The organism is Mesobacillus maritimus (genome assembly GCF_044803185.1).
Lineage (GTDB): Bacteria > Bacillota > Bacilli > Bacillales > Cytobacillaceae > Mesobacillus_B > Mesobacillus_B maritimus_B.
This window is the reverse complement of the sequence record NZ_CP085225.1, coordinates 5,143,533-5,158,976: the sequence shown is the minus strand read 5'-3', so window position 1 is coordinate 5,158,976 and position 15,444 is coordinate 5,143,533. Positions and strand designations below refer to the sequence as shown.

The 15,444-nt window shown below is 39.9% G+C and carries 12 protein-coding genes; all 12 read left to right on the top strand.

Going from position 1 to position 15,444, the window contains the following annotated elements; translation table 11 throughout:
* Positions 1 to 346: 346 nt before the first annotated feature.
* The 12 genes from LG336_RS24855 (at position 347) to araA (ending at position 15,224) form a co-directional block, all read left to right on the top strand.
* The gene (locus LG336_RS24855) at positions 347 to 964 is read left to right on the top strand and encodes a hypothetical protein (RefSeq protein WP_404330152.1); all 618 of its coding nucleotides are present in this window, start codon (positions 347 to 349) and stop codon (positions 962 to 964) included.
* Between the two features lie 254 nt (positions 965 to 1,218).
* Positions 1,219 to 1,917, top strand: a complete 699-nt coding sequence (locus LG336_RS24850; protein ID WP_404330151.1) for a response regulator transcription factor — start codon at positions 1,219 to 1,221, stop codon at positions 1,915 to 1,917.
* Positions 1,914 to 3,326 (top strand): ATP-binding protein, encoded by a 1,413-nt coding sequence (locus LG336_RS24845; protein ID WP_404330150.1) that lies wholly within the window; start codon positions 1,914 to 1,916, stop codon positions 3,324 to 3,326. The genes LG336_RS24850 and LG336_RS24845 overlap by 4 nt, the downstream gene beginning before the upstream one ends.
* Before the next feature lie 623 nt (positions 3,327 to 3,949).
* A complete protein-coding gene (locus LG336_RS24840) occupies positions 3,950 to 5,089 on the top strand; it encodes a GntR family transcriptional regulator (protein WP_404330149.1) in 1,140 nt (379 codons plus the stop codon).
* 426 nt (positions 5,090 to 5,515) lie between these two features.
* Complete coding sequence (locus LG336_RS24835; protein WP_404330148.1) at positions 5,516 to 6,859, top strand: ABC transporter substrate-binding protein; 1,344 nt, start codon at positions 5,516 to 5,518, stop codon at positions 6,857 to 6,859.
* A gap of 73 nt (positions 6,860 to 6,932) precedes the next feature.
* A complete protein-coding gene (locus tag LG336_RS24830; protein ID WP_404330147.1) occupies positions 6,933 to 7,886 on the top strand; it encodes a carbohydrate ABC transporter permease in 954 nt (317 codons plus the stop codon).
* Between the two features lies 1 nt (position 7,887).
* Entirely contained in the window at positions 7,888 to 8,724 is an 837-nt protein-coding gene (locus LG336_RS24825; RefSeq protein WP_404330146.1) for a carbohydrate ABC transporter permease, read from the top strand.
* Positions 8,725 to 8,756: 32 nt separating this feature from the next.
* Positions 8,757 to 9,377: a YesL family protein gene (locus LG336_RS24820; protein ID WP_404330145.1), complete on the top strand. Its 621-nt coding sequence runs from the start codon at positions 8,757 to 8,759 to the stop codon at positions 9,375 to 9,377.
* A gap of 30 nt (positions 9,378 to 9,407) precedes the next feature.
* Positions 9,408 to 10,934, top strand: coding sequence for an alpha-N-arabinofuranosidase (locus LG336_RS24815; protein WP_404330144.1), 1,527 nt, complete (start codon positions 9,408 to 9,410; stop codon positions 10,932 to 10,934).
* Between the two features lie 430 nt (positions 10,935 to 11,364).
* Complete coding sequence (locus LG336_RS24810; RefSeq protein WP_404330143.1) at positions 11,365 to 12,975, top strand: xylulokinase; 1,611 nt, start codon at positions 11,365 to 11,367, stop codon at positions 12,973 to 12,975.
* A 22-nt stretch (positions 12,976 to 12,997) separates the two neighbouring features.
* Positions 12,998 to 13,693, top strand: a complete 696-nt coding sequence (locus tag LG336_RS24805) for an L-ribulose-5-phosphate 4-epimerase (protein ID WP_404330142.1) — start codon at positions 12,998 to 13,000, stop codon at positions 13,691 to 13,693.
* A 106-nt stretch (positions 13,694 to 13,799) separates the two neighbouring features.
* Positions 13,800 to 15,224 carry an L-arabinose isomerase gene (gene araA, locus LG336_RS24800; protein WP_404330141.1) on the top strand — a complete coding sequence of 475 codons (1,425 nt, stop codon included), beginning with the start codon at positions 13,800 to 13,802 and terminating at the stop codon, positions 15,222 to 15,224.
* The last annotated feature ends 220 nt before the right edge of the window (positions 15,225 to 15,444 follow it).

The following is a 15,444-nucleotide window of genomic DNA, read 5'->3' as shown; positions in this document are numbered from 1 at the left end:
AATATCCCTTTTTTTCGGATGGGGGAGGGACAAGGGGGACAGGCACCGTGTCCCGGCCCTCTCCCGTAGAGAACGGTGCCTGTGTTCACCACCTGGATTTTGTCAAGATTTTTAGAATACAAGAATCGTGTTAACTATATTAATCGTCCATTTGCTTTGCGGCAGGAGGGCCATGTTTTTTTATGAGGTTGGGAAAAATGCAGGGGTTATCAAGATTTTTACCGCGAATTTCCATACTCTAGCATTTCCGTCCCTGCATCTTGACAAAATCTTAACATTCTCCTGAAAGGTTCTTGATGGTTATTTTGTATGATCATTGTGAGAGATAGAAAAGGAGCTGATTGAGATGACTGGGAAGAAGTTTTTGGTAGGTGGTGCGTTTGCGGGAGTGTTTTTATTAGGAGCGATGTTTTCGCCAATTGGGGAACCAGCTGCAAATGAGGATGCGCAAGGTGCAGGACTGAGCTATCAAGTTGTTCAAACCGCAGACAATTCGACGGAAACGCAAAACCAAGAGACAGAAGGGTACATCTGCCCGAATACAGGTGAGCAAATGGGGCGAGGTCAAGGCATGGGGAACGGTGCCGCCGTGGGAGCTCAATTTTTAATGACCATGCCAGAGCTCATCGCGGATGCACTTGGCCTAACAATGGATGAACTTCAAACAGCTACTAGCGAAGGCAAATCAGTCGCCGATCTTGCCGGAGAAAAAGGCATCGCTGTAGAGGAACTCGTTGCTAAAATGGTTGAAGCTAGAAAGGTAGAACTAGAACAACTTGTAAAGGACGGCACGCTTACACAAACACAAATGAAAACGATGCTGGCGAATATGGAGGCGATGATGGAGAATGCCGTTGAACGTGGCATGGTTGGCCCGATGAACGGTCGTGGGGGAGGCCCTGGCAAGTGTATGGGACAAGGTCAAACAAATAATGAAGCGAGTCCGACCAACCAATCCTTGTAAGCTGGTCCCCACGAAATTATGGTCAGATTATAAGCTTAACCCCTGGAGTACACAGCTTCAGTTTTTTTTCTGCGGGACACTAGGGACAGGCACCGTGTCCCAGGCCCTTGCAGAGGGCGGGACAAGGTGCCTGTCCCTCTGTCCCACCACCACCGCAAGCGGGACAAGTCGTCCCAAAACTTAACCAAGCCTTCATATTTTACGAGAATGGGGGTTCAGACCGTTGGTATAATAGCGATAAGGAGGAGTGCAAGATGACGAAGGTAATCGCGGTAGTGGATGATGAACAGAAGATTCGGGAGATGATTGCCTCCTATTTACATAATGAAGGTTTTGCCACCGTTGAGGCGGAGGAAGGGGATGGAGCAGTACGCTTGGTCGAAAATCAAGCAGTAGATCTTGTGCTGTTGGATGTGATGATGCCGAACAAGGACGGATTGGCGGCATTGCGGGAAATCCGCTCACTCAGTAGAAAGATGCCTGTCATCATGCTAACGGCAAAGTCAGAAGAAATCGATAAACTTTTGGGCCTTGAAATGGGGGCTGATGATTATCTGACGAAACCGTTTAGCATGCGCGAACTTGTTGCGAGAATCAAGACAGTTTTACGAAGATGTACACCGGACGAAGAACAGGTAGAGATGGATGAAATTTTGAAGCAAGGGAATATAGAAATTAATTTAACCACCTATGAGGTAAAAATAAATCATACCCCCATCCAGCTAACCCCGACCGAATATAAAATTTTGATCACGCTAGCGCAAAAGCCTGGCCGTGTTTATAGCAGACTTCAGCTTTTAAACAGTGTGATGGGCGAGGCGTTCCTCCATTATGAGCGTTCGATTGACACCCATGTCAGCAATCTGAGGAAAAAGGTCGAGAAGGACCCAGCCAACCCAGAGTATATCCATACGGTATACGGAATTGGTTATCGCTTTGGTGATAAAAAATGAAACTGCAGCTGAAATTATTCGTGGCGTTTGTGGCAATCGTGCTGATGATGGCGATAAGTCAGTCTTTCTTTTTACAATCAAGAATCCAATCAACCTTTGAAACTTATTTAGAGCAAACCCATTTCGGCTTCATGGAGCGAATGAAGGATACTCTTGTACTTTATTATGAAGAAACTGGTTCCTGGGAACATGTTCAAGAACTTTATTTTAAAAATAATGCTGATATGGGTCCGGGCAGTGGGATGATGCGCGGCATGGGGATGAATGCGATGATGGCCAATGTCGATCTGCTTTTACTAGATTTGAATGGAGTAGTGATTGCGGATAGTACTGGAACAAGAATCGGGACGAGTGGCCTTGATTTTACAGGAAAAGCAGAAGACCTGATTGTGGATGGGGAGAAGCAAGGGACACTTCTTCTTTTTCAAAATGGACTGCAAAGCCTTGAAGAGGAATTCATTCGGTCTTCGAATCTAGCGATTACAATTAGTAGCTTGGCGGCGGCTGCAATGGCTGTGTTAGTCAGTCTATGGATTTCACGTAAAATTACCAACCCGTTACGGAAGCTGGTTGGGGCAACGAAAAAGATTGCTAGCGGGGAAAGGGGAGAGCAGGTCTACATTCACACAAAGGATGAGTTTAACCAGCTAGGGGAAGCGTTTAACGAGATGGCAGAGAAGTTGGCAAGGAATGAGGAAGTCAGGCAAGCTCTAGTCGCCGATGTCGCTCATGAACTCCGGACACCTCTCGCTATTCTTCAAGGAAAGCTTGAGGCGATGCAAGAAGAGGCAATCCAACCAAGCGAAGAAGTTGTCCTTGAGCTAACAGATGAAGTCTACCGGTTGAATCGTTTGGTCAATGATTTGCAACAACTATGCCTAGCGGAAGCGGGCAAGCTGCCGCTTAACATCCAGCCGGTTTTTATCAAGCCGCTCATTGATCGGGTCTGTGGCCATTTGCAATGGCTTGCGGATGAAAAGGACATTCACTTGCAGTATGACACTGTCCCAGATGACTTACAGTTGGAAATCGATCAGGACCGGATGACGCAGGTCATTGTTAATTTAGTGGGGAATGCGCTACGTCATACACCAGAAAAGGGGAGCGTGAGAGTAACGGTAGAAACGGACGAAGCCGCTGTGTTGTTAAAGGTGGCCGACAACGGTCCAGGGATCCCAGCAGACGCACTCCCATTCATATTCGACCGATTTTATAAGCGAGATCAATCAAGGTCCCGCAATGACCTAACAAGCACTGGCGGCACGGGCCTCGGTCTCTCCATCGCAAAAGGCTATGTAGAAGCCCATGGCGGAAGCATTCAGGTGGAGAGTGAGGAAGGAGAAGGAACGGTTTTTACAATAAGGCTGCGGGACAGAGGGACAGGCACCTTGTCCCAGTTTATTTTGTAGGATAAAAACTTCTCTAAGGTTTGGGTTGGGGCATCACGAAGGCCTTCAATCTAAGAATAGAAAGACCGGTTGGGGGAACCCAACCGGTTTGCTTACTGTAGTATCAATAGGCGTGACTTTTCAAAGGCAAACATTAAATAGTAGATTTGTGAAAGACTCCTAGAGCAGGCTGCGGGACATGGTGCCTGTCCCAGGTGGGCAAACGGAAGCAGCTTGTTTAAAGACAAATAATCATTCACTAAGACTAACCCAAATCAACCTTCTCAGAAACGGTTAAAGGTGAAACTTATGGTATACGATTGAAAATGACTCAAAAACCTCCTAAGGCAAGTTGTACGCACTAGTTAACCTCAACAGCGTTAGAACCTCTTTCTACGTAAACATATTCTAAAAGTAAGTTTGGAAGTTGTTAAAACCAACAAATAATAATGGTTATTTACTAGGTACATTCCGAAAAAAAGGTATTTTGAAGAGAAAGGACTATTAAAGTTTGAGTTACGTATGAAAAAATATTATGTACAATTGGACCTAGAAAAGGGAATCCTATTATACTAAGAATCAATATATGGTATTATACTTGTACGAACAAATTTATTTCTGTTGGACGGATGGAGTGTTACTGTGTGAATGAAACAAAATACGGCAAGGTGAAAAATTGGATAAAGTCTAATATTTTGGATGGTACTTTTGTGCCAAAACAAAAGATTCCATCAGAAACTGAGTTAATGGAACAGTTTAGTTTTAGCAGACATACAATTCGGCTAGCATTAGGTGAATTGGTGAGTGAAGGTTGGCTTTATAAGGAGCAAGGCGCCGGGACATATGTCTCTGAACGAACAGACAATGATATCACCACTTCCAATACGACGAATAAAAAAAGTATCGCAATTATTGTAACCTATATTTCTGATTATATCTTCCCTTCTATTATTCGTGGAGCAGAGAGTGTATTAAGCCAAGAAGGGTACCAAGTGAGTCTATTTAGTACAAATAATGATCATGACAATGAAAGAAAAATATTAGAAACAATCATCGAACAAAAATTTGATGGTGTTATTGTTGAACCTACCAAAAGTGCCATTTCTAATCCCAATATTATTTATTATTTAAATTTGGAAGCATTAAACATTCCGTATGTGATGATTAATGCTGCTTATGATGAGTTAGAACCAATAAGTGTTGTGTTAGATGATGAAAAGGGAGGATATATTCAGACCGAGCATTTAATTGGTTTAGGTCATCGTAATATACTAGGTTTCTTTAAAACTGACGATTTACAAGGATTAAAAAGGATGAAGGGGTATTTAAAGGCTCAGCGTGAAAATAGAGTTCCCATCAATCCGAAAAGTATTGTCACTTATACAACAGATGATAAAGTAAGTAAACCTGTTGAGGTGTTAGAAAATATAATAAAGGAATCAACAGAGATCCCGACTGGTATTGTTTGTTATAACGATCAACTTGCCATGAAGTTAATAGATGTGCTTAGACAAAATAATCTACGTGTACCTGATGACATTTCTATTATAGGATTTGATGATTCCTTTTTTGCTGATATTTCAGAGGTAAAATTAACCACTGTAAGGCATCCAAAAAGTGAATTAGGTGAAGTGGCAGCGAAAAAAATTATTGAGCTCATTAAAAATAAAAATAATCAAAATGCGAATGACAAAAATTACGAATCATTTCTGTTTGAACCAGTAATTGTTCATAGAAGTTCGACAAAAGAAATAACCAACAAGTTGGTTTCTTTTTCAAATTAGTCGTCTTTAAACTTTGGCAGAGTTAGGAATATTGCCTGCCCTAACTAGATAGGTTAAGGTTTGAATGACAAATGAAAACTATATAAAAGGAAAACCTCAGATACCAATTCTGAGGTTTTCCTTTTATATAGCACACATAAAAAAATAACAAAAAAGTAATAGTCATTGAGAAAAACAAACTAGAATTCGTTTACATCTTGTACGCACAATATGAGTGTACTTTTTATAAAATTAACAACATTGGTTTGATTTGCTTATTTCTTATTGACAGGTACGTATATGTTAATTAAAATATCAATAAAAGGTGAATGCGTTTTCAATAGGATGCATTTATACATAAAAATTAAGGAGTGATTCTTACAGCTGTTATAATTTGCTAGATTGTTAGTTTGTTCACTGAACGAATAATGTAAAGGTGGGAATTAAATGAGTAGAAAAGTTCGTACAATTTTTAGTGCTCTGCTAATATCTTTGGTGCTTGTAATGACAGCATGTAGTGGAGGGAACAGTTCGGAACCTGCGAATTCTGAAGATACAAAAACTGCGGGTTCAGATATTGAAAATGCAACAGAATTAAGTTTTTGGACCTTTGCGGGAACACACGCTGATTTTTATGTAAATGCGGCTGAAAGATGGAATGAACAACATAAGGATAAACCTATCAAATTAAAGGTTGAAAATTATCCGTTTGATCAAATGCATAATAATTTACTGATGGCATTACAATCAGGATCTGGCGCACCCGATTTAGTTGATATCGAGTTAGCTAAATTTCCAAACTTCTTAAAAGGGGATATCCAGTTAGAACCTCTTAATGATTTGATTGAGCCTGAATTAGATAAGTTTACTGAAAGAATCAGTATCTATTCAAAAGATGGAAACTATTATGGAGCTCCAACGCACTTAGGCGCTTCAGTTGTTTACTATAATACCGAAATCATGGAACAAGCTGGTGTAGATATTGACTCTATCATTACTTGGGATGATTATGTAGAAGCTGGGAAAAAAGTAGTTGAAGCAACAGGAAAGCCGATGACGACAATCGCGACAAACTGGTATGGAATTTGGCCTTTTGTTGCACAAAGAGGATCTGACTTCTTTGACGAAAACGGAGAAATTACATTAGACAGCGAAAAAAATATTGAAACATTACAATTTATTGATGATCTAGTTAACGAACATAAAATTGCAAAAATCGCCCCAGGTGGCCAATATCATTCTGAGGAATTCTACGGAGCCATGAATGAAGGTACCCAAGCATCATTAGTTATTCCAATGTATTACATGAAGGATTTCACAACGTACATGCCTGACCTTAAAGGCAAAATGCAAATCCGTCCTATGCCAAAATGGTCTGATTCTGAATTCCAATCCGTAACAATGGGTGGGACAGGTACTGCTGTAACGAATCAATCAGAACACGTTGAGCTAGCGAAAGAATTTTTATACTTTGCAAAATTGTCTAAAGAAGGGAATATCCAGTTGTGGAAAGAATTGGGATTTGACCCTCCACGTTGGGATGTTTGGGAAGATCCGCAAATGAGAGAAGATAACGAGTATTATCAGTACTTCCACGATGATATTTTTGATATCTTACTAGATATAAGAGAAAATATAGCTCCTATTCAATTAAATGAGTTTACACCTGACGTTTTAACAGAGATAGATTCTAATATTATGCACAGCGTACTTAGAGAACAGAATCTTACTCCAGAAGAAGCATTGAAACAATCAGCAGATACTGTAAGGCAGAAAGCTGGGAGTAAATAATAAAGAATAAAGATGATTATGGACAGGTTTATCCTGTCCATAATATCTAATTTAAAATGTAAGAAGGGATAAAATGGCCGAATTAAAAGCAAATAACAGGAGTACCACTTTGCCTTTGGGAAAAGAAAAAAAGCCAAATAGAGTACTGAAATTCTTAAATTCAAAAAAGGTAGTGCCATACATTTTTGTGTTACCATTTATTGTTTCCTTTGCAATCCTTACTTTATATCCTACGATTCAAGCGATTATTATGAGCTTTCAGAGGATTTTACCTGGTCAAATTGAATTTATTGGTTTGCAAAACTATCAAAGGATCTTGAATCCGGCTTTTTACAAGGCGTTAACGAATTCTACCGTCTATATGCTTCTTACTGTTTTGATTTTAGTCACGATACCTATTATTTTAGCGATGCTGTTAGATTCTAAGTTAGTTCGATTCAAAACGTTCTTTCGTTCTGCATTGTTTATTCCGGCATTAACCTCAATCGTAGTAGCTGGTGTTATTTTTCGATTGGTTTCATCGGAATCAGAGTTTGCGATTTTGAACCAAATCATCGGGTTCTTTGGTTTTGAAGCGATAAGCTGGCAATTCAACGCATGGTCAGGGATGCTTTTGATGGTTTTTATGGCTGCTTGGAGATGGATGGGAGTCAATGTCTTATACTTTTTGGCTGGTTTACAGAGTATTCCTAAGGAATTATATGAATCAGCTGAAATGGATGGGGCGAATATGTTTCATAAGTTTAGACACGTTACTCTTCCCTTTCTAAAACCAATTATTATTTTTGTTACGACAATAAGCATTATTGGTGGTTTTCGAGTGTTTGAAGAAAGTTATGTTATTTGGGAAGGAAACTCACCAGGAAATATTGGTTTGACACTTGTTGGATTATTGTATCAGCAGGGTATTCAACAAAATGATATGGGGTTTGGTGCTGCGATTGGGGTAGTGCTCCTACTTCTTATATTTGTAGTAAGTATTATTTATTTGTTGCTGACAGGTGCATTTAAAAGAGGTGACGAGTAGTATGAAAAAAAACAAAACCTTAACAAAGTGGATTGTAAATATATTTTTTATCGTGGTATCGTTCATTGCGTTGTTTCCATTATTAAGCCTTATTGTCTCCTCGTTTCGTCCATCATCAGAGCTAATGAGAAACGGGATTACCTTTTCAATCAATTGGAGTGAGCTCTCTCTATACAATTACATTCATATATTTACACAATCTCCTTCCTACTGGGAATGGTACGGGAATAGTTTGATCATTTCCACATTAACCATTGTATTATCCTTATTTTTCTCTTCTATGGTTGGCTATGCAATGGCATTATATGACTTTAAGGGTAGAAATTTACTTTTCTTATGTGTTCTAGTCATCATTATGATTCCGTTTGAAGTCTTAATGCTGCCACTTTATCAATTAATGATTAATATCAATTTAATCAATACTTATACCGGTGTGATGTTGCCGTTAATTGTGGCACCAACTGCTGTGTTTTTCTTTAGACAATATGCATTGGGGCTTCCTGCTGAATTGATGGACGCTGCAAGAATTGATGGGTGTACAGAATATGGGATTTATTTTAAAATCATGGCACCATTGATGTTGCCTTCTTTCTCAGCTATGGCCATCCTACAAGGATTACACAGTTGGAATAATTTCTTATGGCCGCTCCTTGTTATCCGTTCAAATGATTTATTTACATTGCCAATTGGATTGGCCACTTTATTAACACCTTATGGAAATAACTATGATACATTAATTGCTGGGGCAGTAATGACCGTCATACCAATCATTATTCTCTTTATTTTCTTCCAGCGATATTTTGTTGCAGGTTTAGCTTCAGGTAGTGTAAAAGGATAATTTAAGGGAGTTACAAGAAAGGTGTTTAAAGGATGAAAAGCCAGCAAATTGTTAATACTCTAGACAGAATCTTCACATGGATCACGCGTTTGGTCGTCATAAATGTCTTGTGGATTCTTTATACATTGATTGGACTAATCGTTGGTGGGATTTTCCCGGCTACAGTGTCGGTTCTAAAAATTTTTCGAAAGTGGATCATGGGAGAGGATGAATTTTCAATTTGGGGTACCTTTAAACAAGAATACCGTAAAGAATTTATTAAATCGAACGTAGTTGGCTGGATCCTTACGATGGCAGGGGTTATTCTTTATCTGAATTACTTAGTCATTAAAAGTATGGGCGATACGAACATTGTATTTCTTGTTGCGTTTTATCTATTGATTCTATTCTATTTGAATTTAGTGATATGGTCTTTCCCACAATTAGCACATTATAATGGGAAGGTTAAACATTTTTTTAAGAATGCTATCATATTGGGCTTTGGTCGGTTCCACTATACACTTGCGATAATGGTATATATTTTTATCGTATTGTATGTTTCGTTAAAGTTTCCAGGTATTCTCCCTTTTTTCACAATAAGTATAGGTACGTATGGTTGGATATGGATTTCTATGAATGTATTTCAGAAGACGAATATAAAACTAATAGACTAAATGAAAATGATTGTTAGAAAGGTGAACTTAATGACTTCGAATACTACTTACAAAGCAAAGATGATTATAGATAAGTCGTTTAAAATAGCTGAAGTTAATCCGCGGATATACGGGTCTTTTATCGAACAATTGGGTCGTGCGGTATACGGTGGAGTTTATGAACCTACTCACGCCACTGCGGATGAGGACGGTTTCCGTCAAGATGTTATCAAACTAGTAAAAGAATTAAACGTGCCCATTATTCGTTATCCTGGGGGCAATATGGTTTCGGCCTATAACTGGGAAGATGGAGTTGGACCAAAAGAGTTGAGACCTAAGCGGTTAGATTTGGCGTGGGGATCACTTGAAACGAATGAAGTCGGCACGAATGAGTTTGTAACTTGGGCAAAGAAAGTCAATGCTGAAGTCATGATGGCCGTGAATCTAGGTACTCGTGGAATAGATGCTGCACGAAATTTACTTGAATATTGTAATCATCCTGGTGGTACATACTGGAGTGATTTGAGAAAAACTCATGGCTTCCATGATCCTCATCAAATAAAAGTTTGGTGTTTAGGGAATGAAATGGACGGTCCTTGGCAAATTGGGATGAAAACGGCCTATGAATATGGCCGGCTTGCTGCTGAAACGGCTAAGGCAATGAAGCTAGTAGATCCTTCAATTGAATTGGTTACTTGTGGAAGCTCAGGTTCTGGCATGGCAACATTCCCTGAATGGGAAGCGGAAACACTAGATCATACGTACGAGTATGCTGATTATATCTCTCTTCATCAATATTATGGGAATCGAGATAATGATACAGCGAATTACTTAGCTAACAGCTTAGATATGGATAATTTTATTAAAACGGTCATTGCTACGTGTGATTATATGAAAGCAAAGAAACGCAGTAAAAAAACTATGAATTTAAGTTTTGATGAATGGAATGTCTGGTTCCACTCTAATGACCAAGACAAGCAGGTTGAGCCTTGGTCTGTGGCACCGCCGTTATTAGAGGATATATACACATTTGAAGATGCCCTTCTTGTAGGTAGCATGCTAAATACATTACTAAAACATTCAGATCGAGTAAAAATGGCTTGTATGGCACAATTAGTCAATGTGATTGCCCCAATTATGACCGAAACAGGTGGTGGGATCTGGAAGCAAACAATCTTCTATCCATACTACTATACATCTGTATATGGACGCGGAACTGCACTACATTCGATTGTGGATTCTCCTAAGTATGATAGTAAAGACTTTACAGATGTACCATATTTGGATCAATCTGTTGTTTATAATGAAGAAAACGATGAATTAGTCATTTTTGCTGTCAATCGAAATCTCGAGAATCAATTGTTAGTGGATGTTGATATTCGATCATTTGAAGGATATGAGTTAGTCGAACATGTCGTTCTCGAAAATGAAAATCCTAAAGCAATCAATACCATTGCTAAAGAGCAAGTAAAACCACACACTAGTAATAAGTCTTATATCGAAAATGGCAATTTAACTGCGGTATTGCCTAAACTGTCATGGAATATGATTCGTCTAAAGAAAAATGAAAATTTATAATGTGATAAACATAAATAATCCACTTTACATTAAATGAGAGTTTTGTAGAGTGGGTTATTTTTGTATGGTTTAGAATTTAGGTGACGATAAGTGCCTAGTGTACGTACAACTTAAAACTCTTATTAGTAGGGTGAGAAATCTCCACCTTACTAATTTATCCTGTAAACACACTAGGGTTCAGTAGTTGGTATCACTCTTGAAATAAGGGGTAATTGATTATATCCGTATTTCTATTACGTGTCTTTTTATAGTGATTTTTATATGACGTATAAGGATAGATTTATTCCTGTTAAACTTGTCCGAATATATAGGTTTATTGTTGACAAATGTACGTACAAGTAAATATACTAGTGTTGTGAATAAATTTAAAAAGCACCTCCTTATCATTCTCAGAAATATATAAAAACCACTAATTAAGAGGGGATTAAAAGTGAAAACGGATACAGGAAGGATTAAACAGGCAATTATCAAGGGAGAAACCTCATTAGGAATTGAATTAGGATCCACACGCATTAAAGCAATTTTAATTAATAAGGAGTTTCAAACCATCGCATCTGGAAGTTATGAGTGGGAGAACCTTCTAGTTGATGGATATTGGACGTACAACTTAGTGGATATTATCACTGGGCTGCAATCTGCTTACAGTGAATTGAGAAATGAAGTTGAACGACAATATGGAGTCACTATTCGAACAATTGGTTCGATTGGAATATCGGCCATGATGCATGGGTATTTGGCTTTTGACCATACCGGGGAGCTTCTTGTTCCGTTTCGAACCTGGCGTAACTCAACAACCAGTGTGGCAGCAAAAGAATTAACGGAGCAATTCCAATTCAATATTCCAGAACGGTGGAGCATTGCCCACCTGTATCAAGCAATTTTGAACGAAGAGAAGCATCTGCCACGGGTTGATTTTATCACCACTTTATCAGGATTTATCCATTGGTTATTAACAGGTAAAAAAGCCATTGGCATTGGTGACGCTTCGGGAATGTTCCCCGTTGATGAATCCACGCAAGATTACAACGAATCCATGATCAAGCAGTTTGATGATTTAATTGCCGACAAAGGCTTCCCATGGAAGCTAAAAGAGATACTTCCTGAAGTCTACACTTCAGGCGAGCAAGCAGGTGGGTTGACCGAAGTTGGCGCGAGAATTCTTGATCAGTCGCAAAACTTACAATCTGGCATTCTAGTTTGTCCGCCTGAAGGCGATGCTGGTACGGGAATGGTTGCGACGAATAGTGTGAGGAAACGTACGGGAAACGTCTCAGTGGGAACTTCCGTTTTTGCGATGATCGTTTTAGAGAAAGAACTTTCCAAGGTATATCCCGAAATTGACTTGGTCACCACGCCAAACGGTAGTCCAGTAGCTATGGTTCATGCGAATAACTGTTCAAGTGATCTCAATGCTTGGTTGGGGTTATTCCGTGAATTTTATGAAGCGATGGGAGAAAAGGTTGATACCAATAAATTATTTGAAGTGCTGTTGAATAAAGCTTTGGAAGCGGAACCAGATGGTGGTGGTTTGCTTAGTTACGGCTATTACTCAGGTGAAAATATTACAGGTTTAGAATACGGTCGGCCCTTATTTGTCCGCTCGCCTGAAAGTCGTTTCAATTTGGCAAACTTCATGAGGGCACATCTTTTCACAGCTTTTGGTGCTTTGAAAATGGGCATGGATATTCTGACGAGGGAAGAACAAGTTGACATTGATCGCATTTTAGCTCACGGTGGTTTATTTAAAACCCCTCTTGTTGGACAAAAAATGGTTGCTGCTGCCATGAATACTCCAGTATCTGTGATGTCAACAGCAGGAGAAGGTGGTGCGTGGGGAATGGCCATTTTAGCATCTTACATGATCAACAAAGATCAACTAGAAAGCCTAGAAGACTTCCTCGAAAACAAGGTCTTTGCAGGTGTTGATGGGCAAGAAATTTACCCGGATGCGATGGATGTGAAAGGATTTGAATCATTTATCGATCGATATAAAAAAGGATTAGTGATAGAGCAGGCGGCTGTTGATCATTTGATTGTCTGATTGGAAAACGGGAGGGATTGACGTGTTAGAACAGTTGAAAGAAGAAGTCTATCAAGCAAATTTAGATTTGCCTAAATATGGCCTTGTAAAATATACCTGGGGTAATGCAAGTGCCATTGACCGTGAAACTGGTTTATTCGTGATCAAGCCCAGTGGTGTTGATTATGAAACGATGAAGCCTAGTGATATGGTGGTGGTTGATTTAGATGGCAATGTGGTTGAAGGAGAGATGAGGCCTTCATCTGATACAGCCACTCACGCTGTCCTTTATAAGCATTACCAAGAAATCGGCGGTATTGTACATACGCACTCCACTTGGGCAACTATCTGGGCTCAAGCAGGCCTTGACGTGCCAGCCATGGGCACGACGCATGCTGACACCTTCTATGGTTCCGTCCCATGTGCGCGCTACTTAACTCAAGAGGAAATCGATCGTGGGTACGAAGTGGAAACAGGGAAGGTCATCATCGAAACCTTTGAAGAGCGGGGGTTAGATGTTTTAGCTGTTCCGGGTGTCTTACTTCAGGGTCATGGTCCCTTTACTTGGGGCAAAGACGCAAAATCAGCAGTATTAAACAGTGTGGTGTTGGACGAGGTTGCAAAAATGAATTTATATACACGAGAATTAAATCATTTTGCCAAAGAGTTCCCACAAGGTATTTTAGATAAACATTATTTCCGGAAACATGGTAAGTATGCATATTACGGTCAAAGGTAAGCTGGAGTCTATAGATTGATAGATTGTAAAGCCAAGTCTATCAACCCGATAAAAACAATCTGGGACAAGGGGACAGGTCCCTCGTCCCAAGGAAAAGAGGATGAATATGTTAACAACTGGAAGTAAAGAGTTTTGGTTTGTTGTTGGTTCGCAGCATCTTTATGGGGAAGAAGCGTTAGCGGAAGTGAAAGCACATGCACAAAAGATGACGGATGCATTAAATGAAAGCGGTGTTTTACCATATCCACTTGTATTGCAGGATTTAGCTGTTAGTGCAGATAAAATCACAAACGTGATGAAAGAAGTAAACTATCGTGATGAAGTAGCGGGTGTGATTACTTGGATGCATACGTTTTCCCCTGCAAAAATGTGGATTCGCGGCACAAAAATATTACAAAAACCATTGCTTCACTTAGCGACACAATACAATGAGAGTATTCCTTGGGCAACGATTGATATGGACTTTATGAACCTGAACCAAGCGGCTCATGGTGACCGTGAGTATGGTTTTATCAATGCTCGTTTGAAAAAGCAAAATAAAATTGTTGTCGGTTATTGGGAGCGCCCTCAAGTGCAACAGCAAATTGCAGACTGGATGGATGTGGCGGTTGCGTATAACGAAAGCTTCAGCATTAAAGTAGCTCGTTTTGGTGACAACATGCGTAATGTGGCCGTGACCGAAGGGGACAAGGTAGAAGCGCAAATTCAATTCGGCTGGACCGTGGATTACTTTGGGGTTGGAGATCTCGTGCAATACATAAATGCGGTTACGAATGAAGAAGTGAATGATTTATTTACGGAGTACGCCGACCTTTATGAGTTTGATTATGGTACGTACAGTAAGGAAGATTGGGAGAAGAGCGTAAAAGTACAAATAAGCTATGAAATTGCGATCAAGCGTTTCCTAGATGAGGGTGGCTACACGGCTTTTACAAGTAACTTCGAAGATCTACATGGAATGAAACAGCTTCCAGGTCTTGCGGTCCAACGTTTGATGGCCCAAGGTTATGGCTTCGCGGGTGAAGGAGATTGGAAGACTGCTGCACTTGATCGTTTACTGAAAGTGATGAGCCATAATCAATCAACAGGTTTTATGGAAGATTACACCTATGAGTTAGCTGCCGGGCAAGAATCAATCCTTCAATCCCATATGCTTGAAGTCGACCCAACTTTAGCAAGCAACAAACCAAAAATTGTTGTCTCTCCATTAGGGATTGGTGATCGCGAAGATCCAGCGCGCTTAGTATTCGACGGTAAAGCTGGAGAGGGCGTCGTTGTTTCGATGGCAGACTTTGGTACACACTACAAACTATTAATTAATGAAGTTTCTGCATTTGAACCAACCGTTCCAGCACCAAATCTTCCAGTGGCCCGTGTGATATGGGAAGTGAAGCCAAACTTCCAAGATGGAGTTCGAGCTTGGATTGAAAATGGCGGTGGCCACCATACAGTCGTTTCATTGAACTTAACAACAGACCAAATTGTTTCTTATGCTAAACTTGTAGACTTGGATTATGTAGTGATTAAATAATGCCCTTATCCTTCCGGGTAGAAAGTATTGTGGAACTATGCATCTTCTGCTGCCTTGAAGGTCTCATGCACATTGGGACAGTGAACAGGTCCCTTGTCCCCGGAGGAATTTGATTGTTGGTTTATAGAAGCAAGGCCGGTTGGGGGGTCCCCAACCGGCTTTTTAGTGCTTTATAGCAGAAAGTTTAGACTTGTATCTTCGACAAACCTGGGACAGTGGA

Excerpts from the sequence above, each read along its gene's own strand:
- LG336_RS24855 (WP_404330152.1), top strand. The coding sequence starts at position 347 with ATGACTGGGAAGAAGTTTTTGGTAGGTGGTGCGTTTGCGGGAGTGTTT.
- LG336_RS24850 (WP_404330151.1), top strand. The coding sequence starts at position 1,219 with ATGACGAAGGTAATCGCGGTAGTGGATGATGAACAGAAGATTCGGGAG.
- LG336_RS24845 (WP_404330150.1), top strand. The coding sequence starts at position 1,914 with ATGAAACTGCAGCTGAAATTATTCGTGGCGTTTGTGGCAATCGTGCTG.
- LG336_RS24835 (WP_404330148.1), top strand. The coding sequence starts at position 5,516 with ATGAGTAGAAAAGTTCGTACAATTTTTAGTGCTCTGCTAATATCTTTG.
- LG336_RS24830 (WP_404330147.1), top strand. The coding sequence starts at position 6,933 with ATGGCCGAATTAAAAGCAAATAACAGGAGTACCACTTTGCCTTTGGGA.
- LG336_RS24825 (WP_404330146.1), top strand. The coding sequence starts at position 7,888 with ATGAAAAAAAACAAAACCTTAACAAAGTGGATTGTAAATATATTTTTT.
- LG336_RS24820 (WP_404330145.1), top strand. The coding sequence starts at position 8,757 with ATGAAAAGCCAGCAAATTGTTAATACTCTAGACAGAATCTTCACATGG.
- LG336_RS24815 (WP_404330144.1), top strand. The coding sequence starts at position 9,408 with ATGACTTCGAATACTACTTACAAAGCAAAGATGATTATAGATAAGTCG.
- araA (WP_404330141.1), top strand. The coding sequence starts at position 13,800 with ATGTTAACAACTGGAAGTAAAGAGTTTTGGTTTGTTGTTGGTTCGCAG.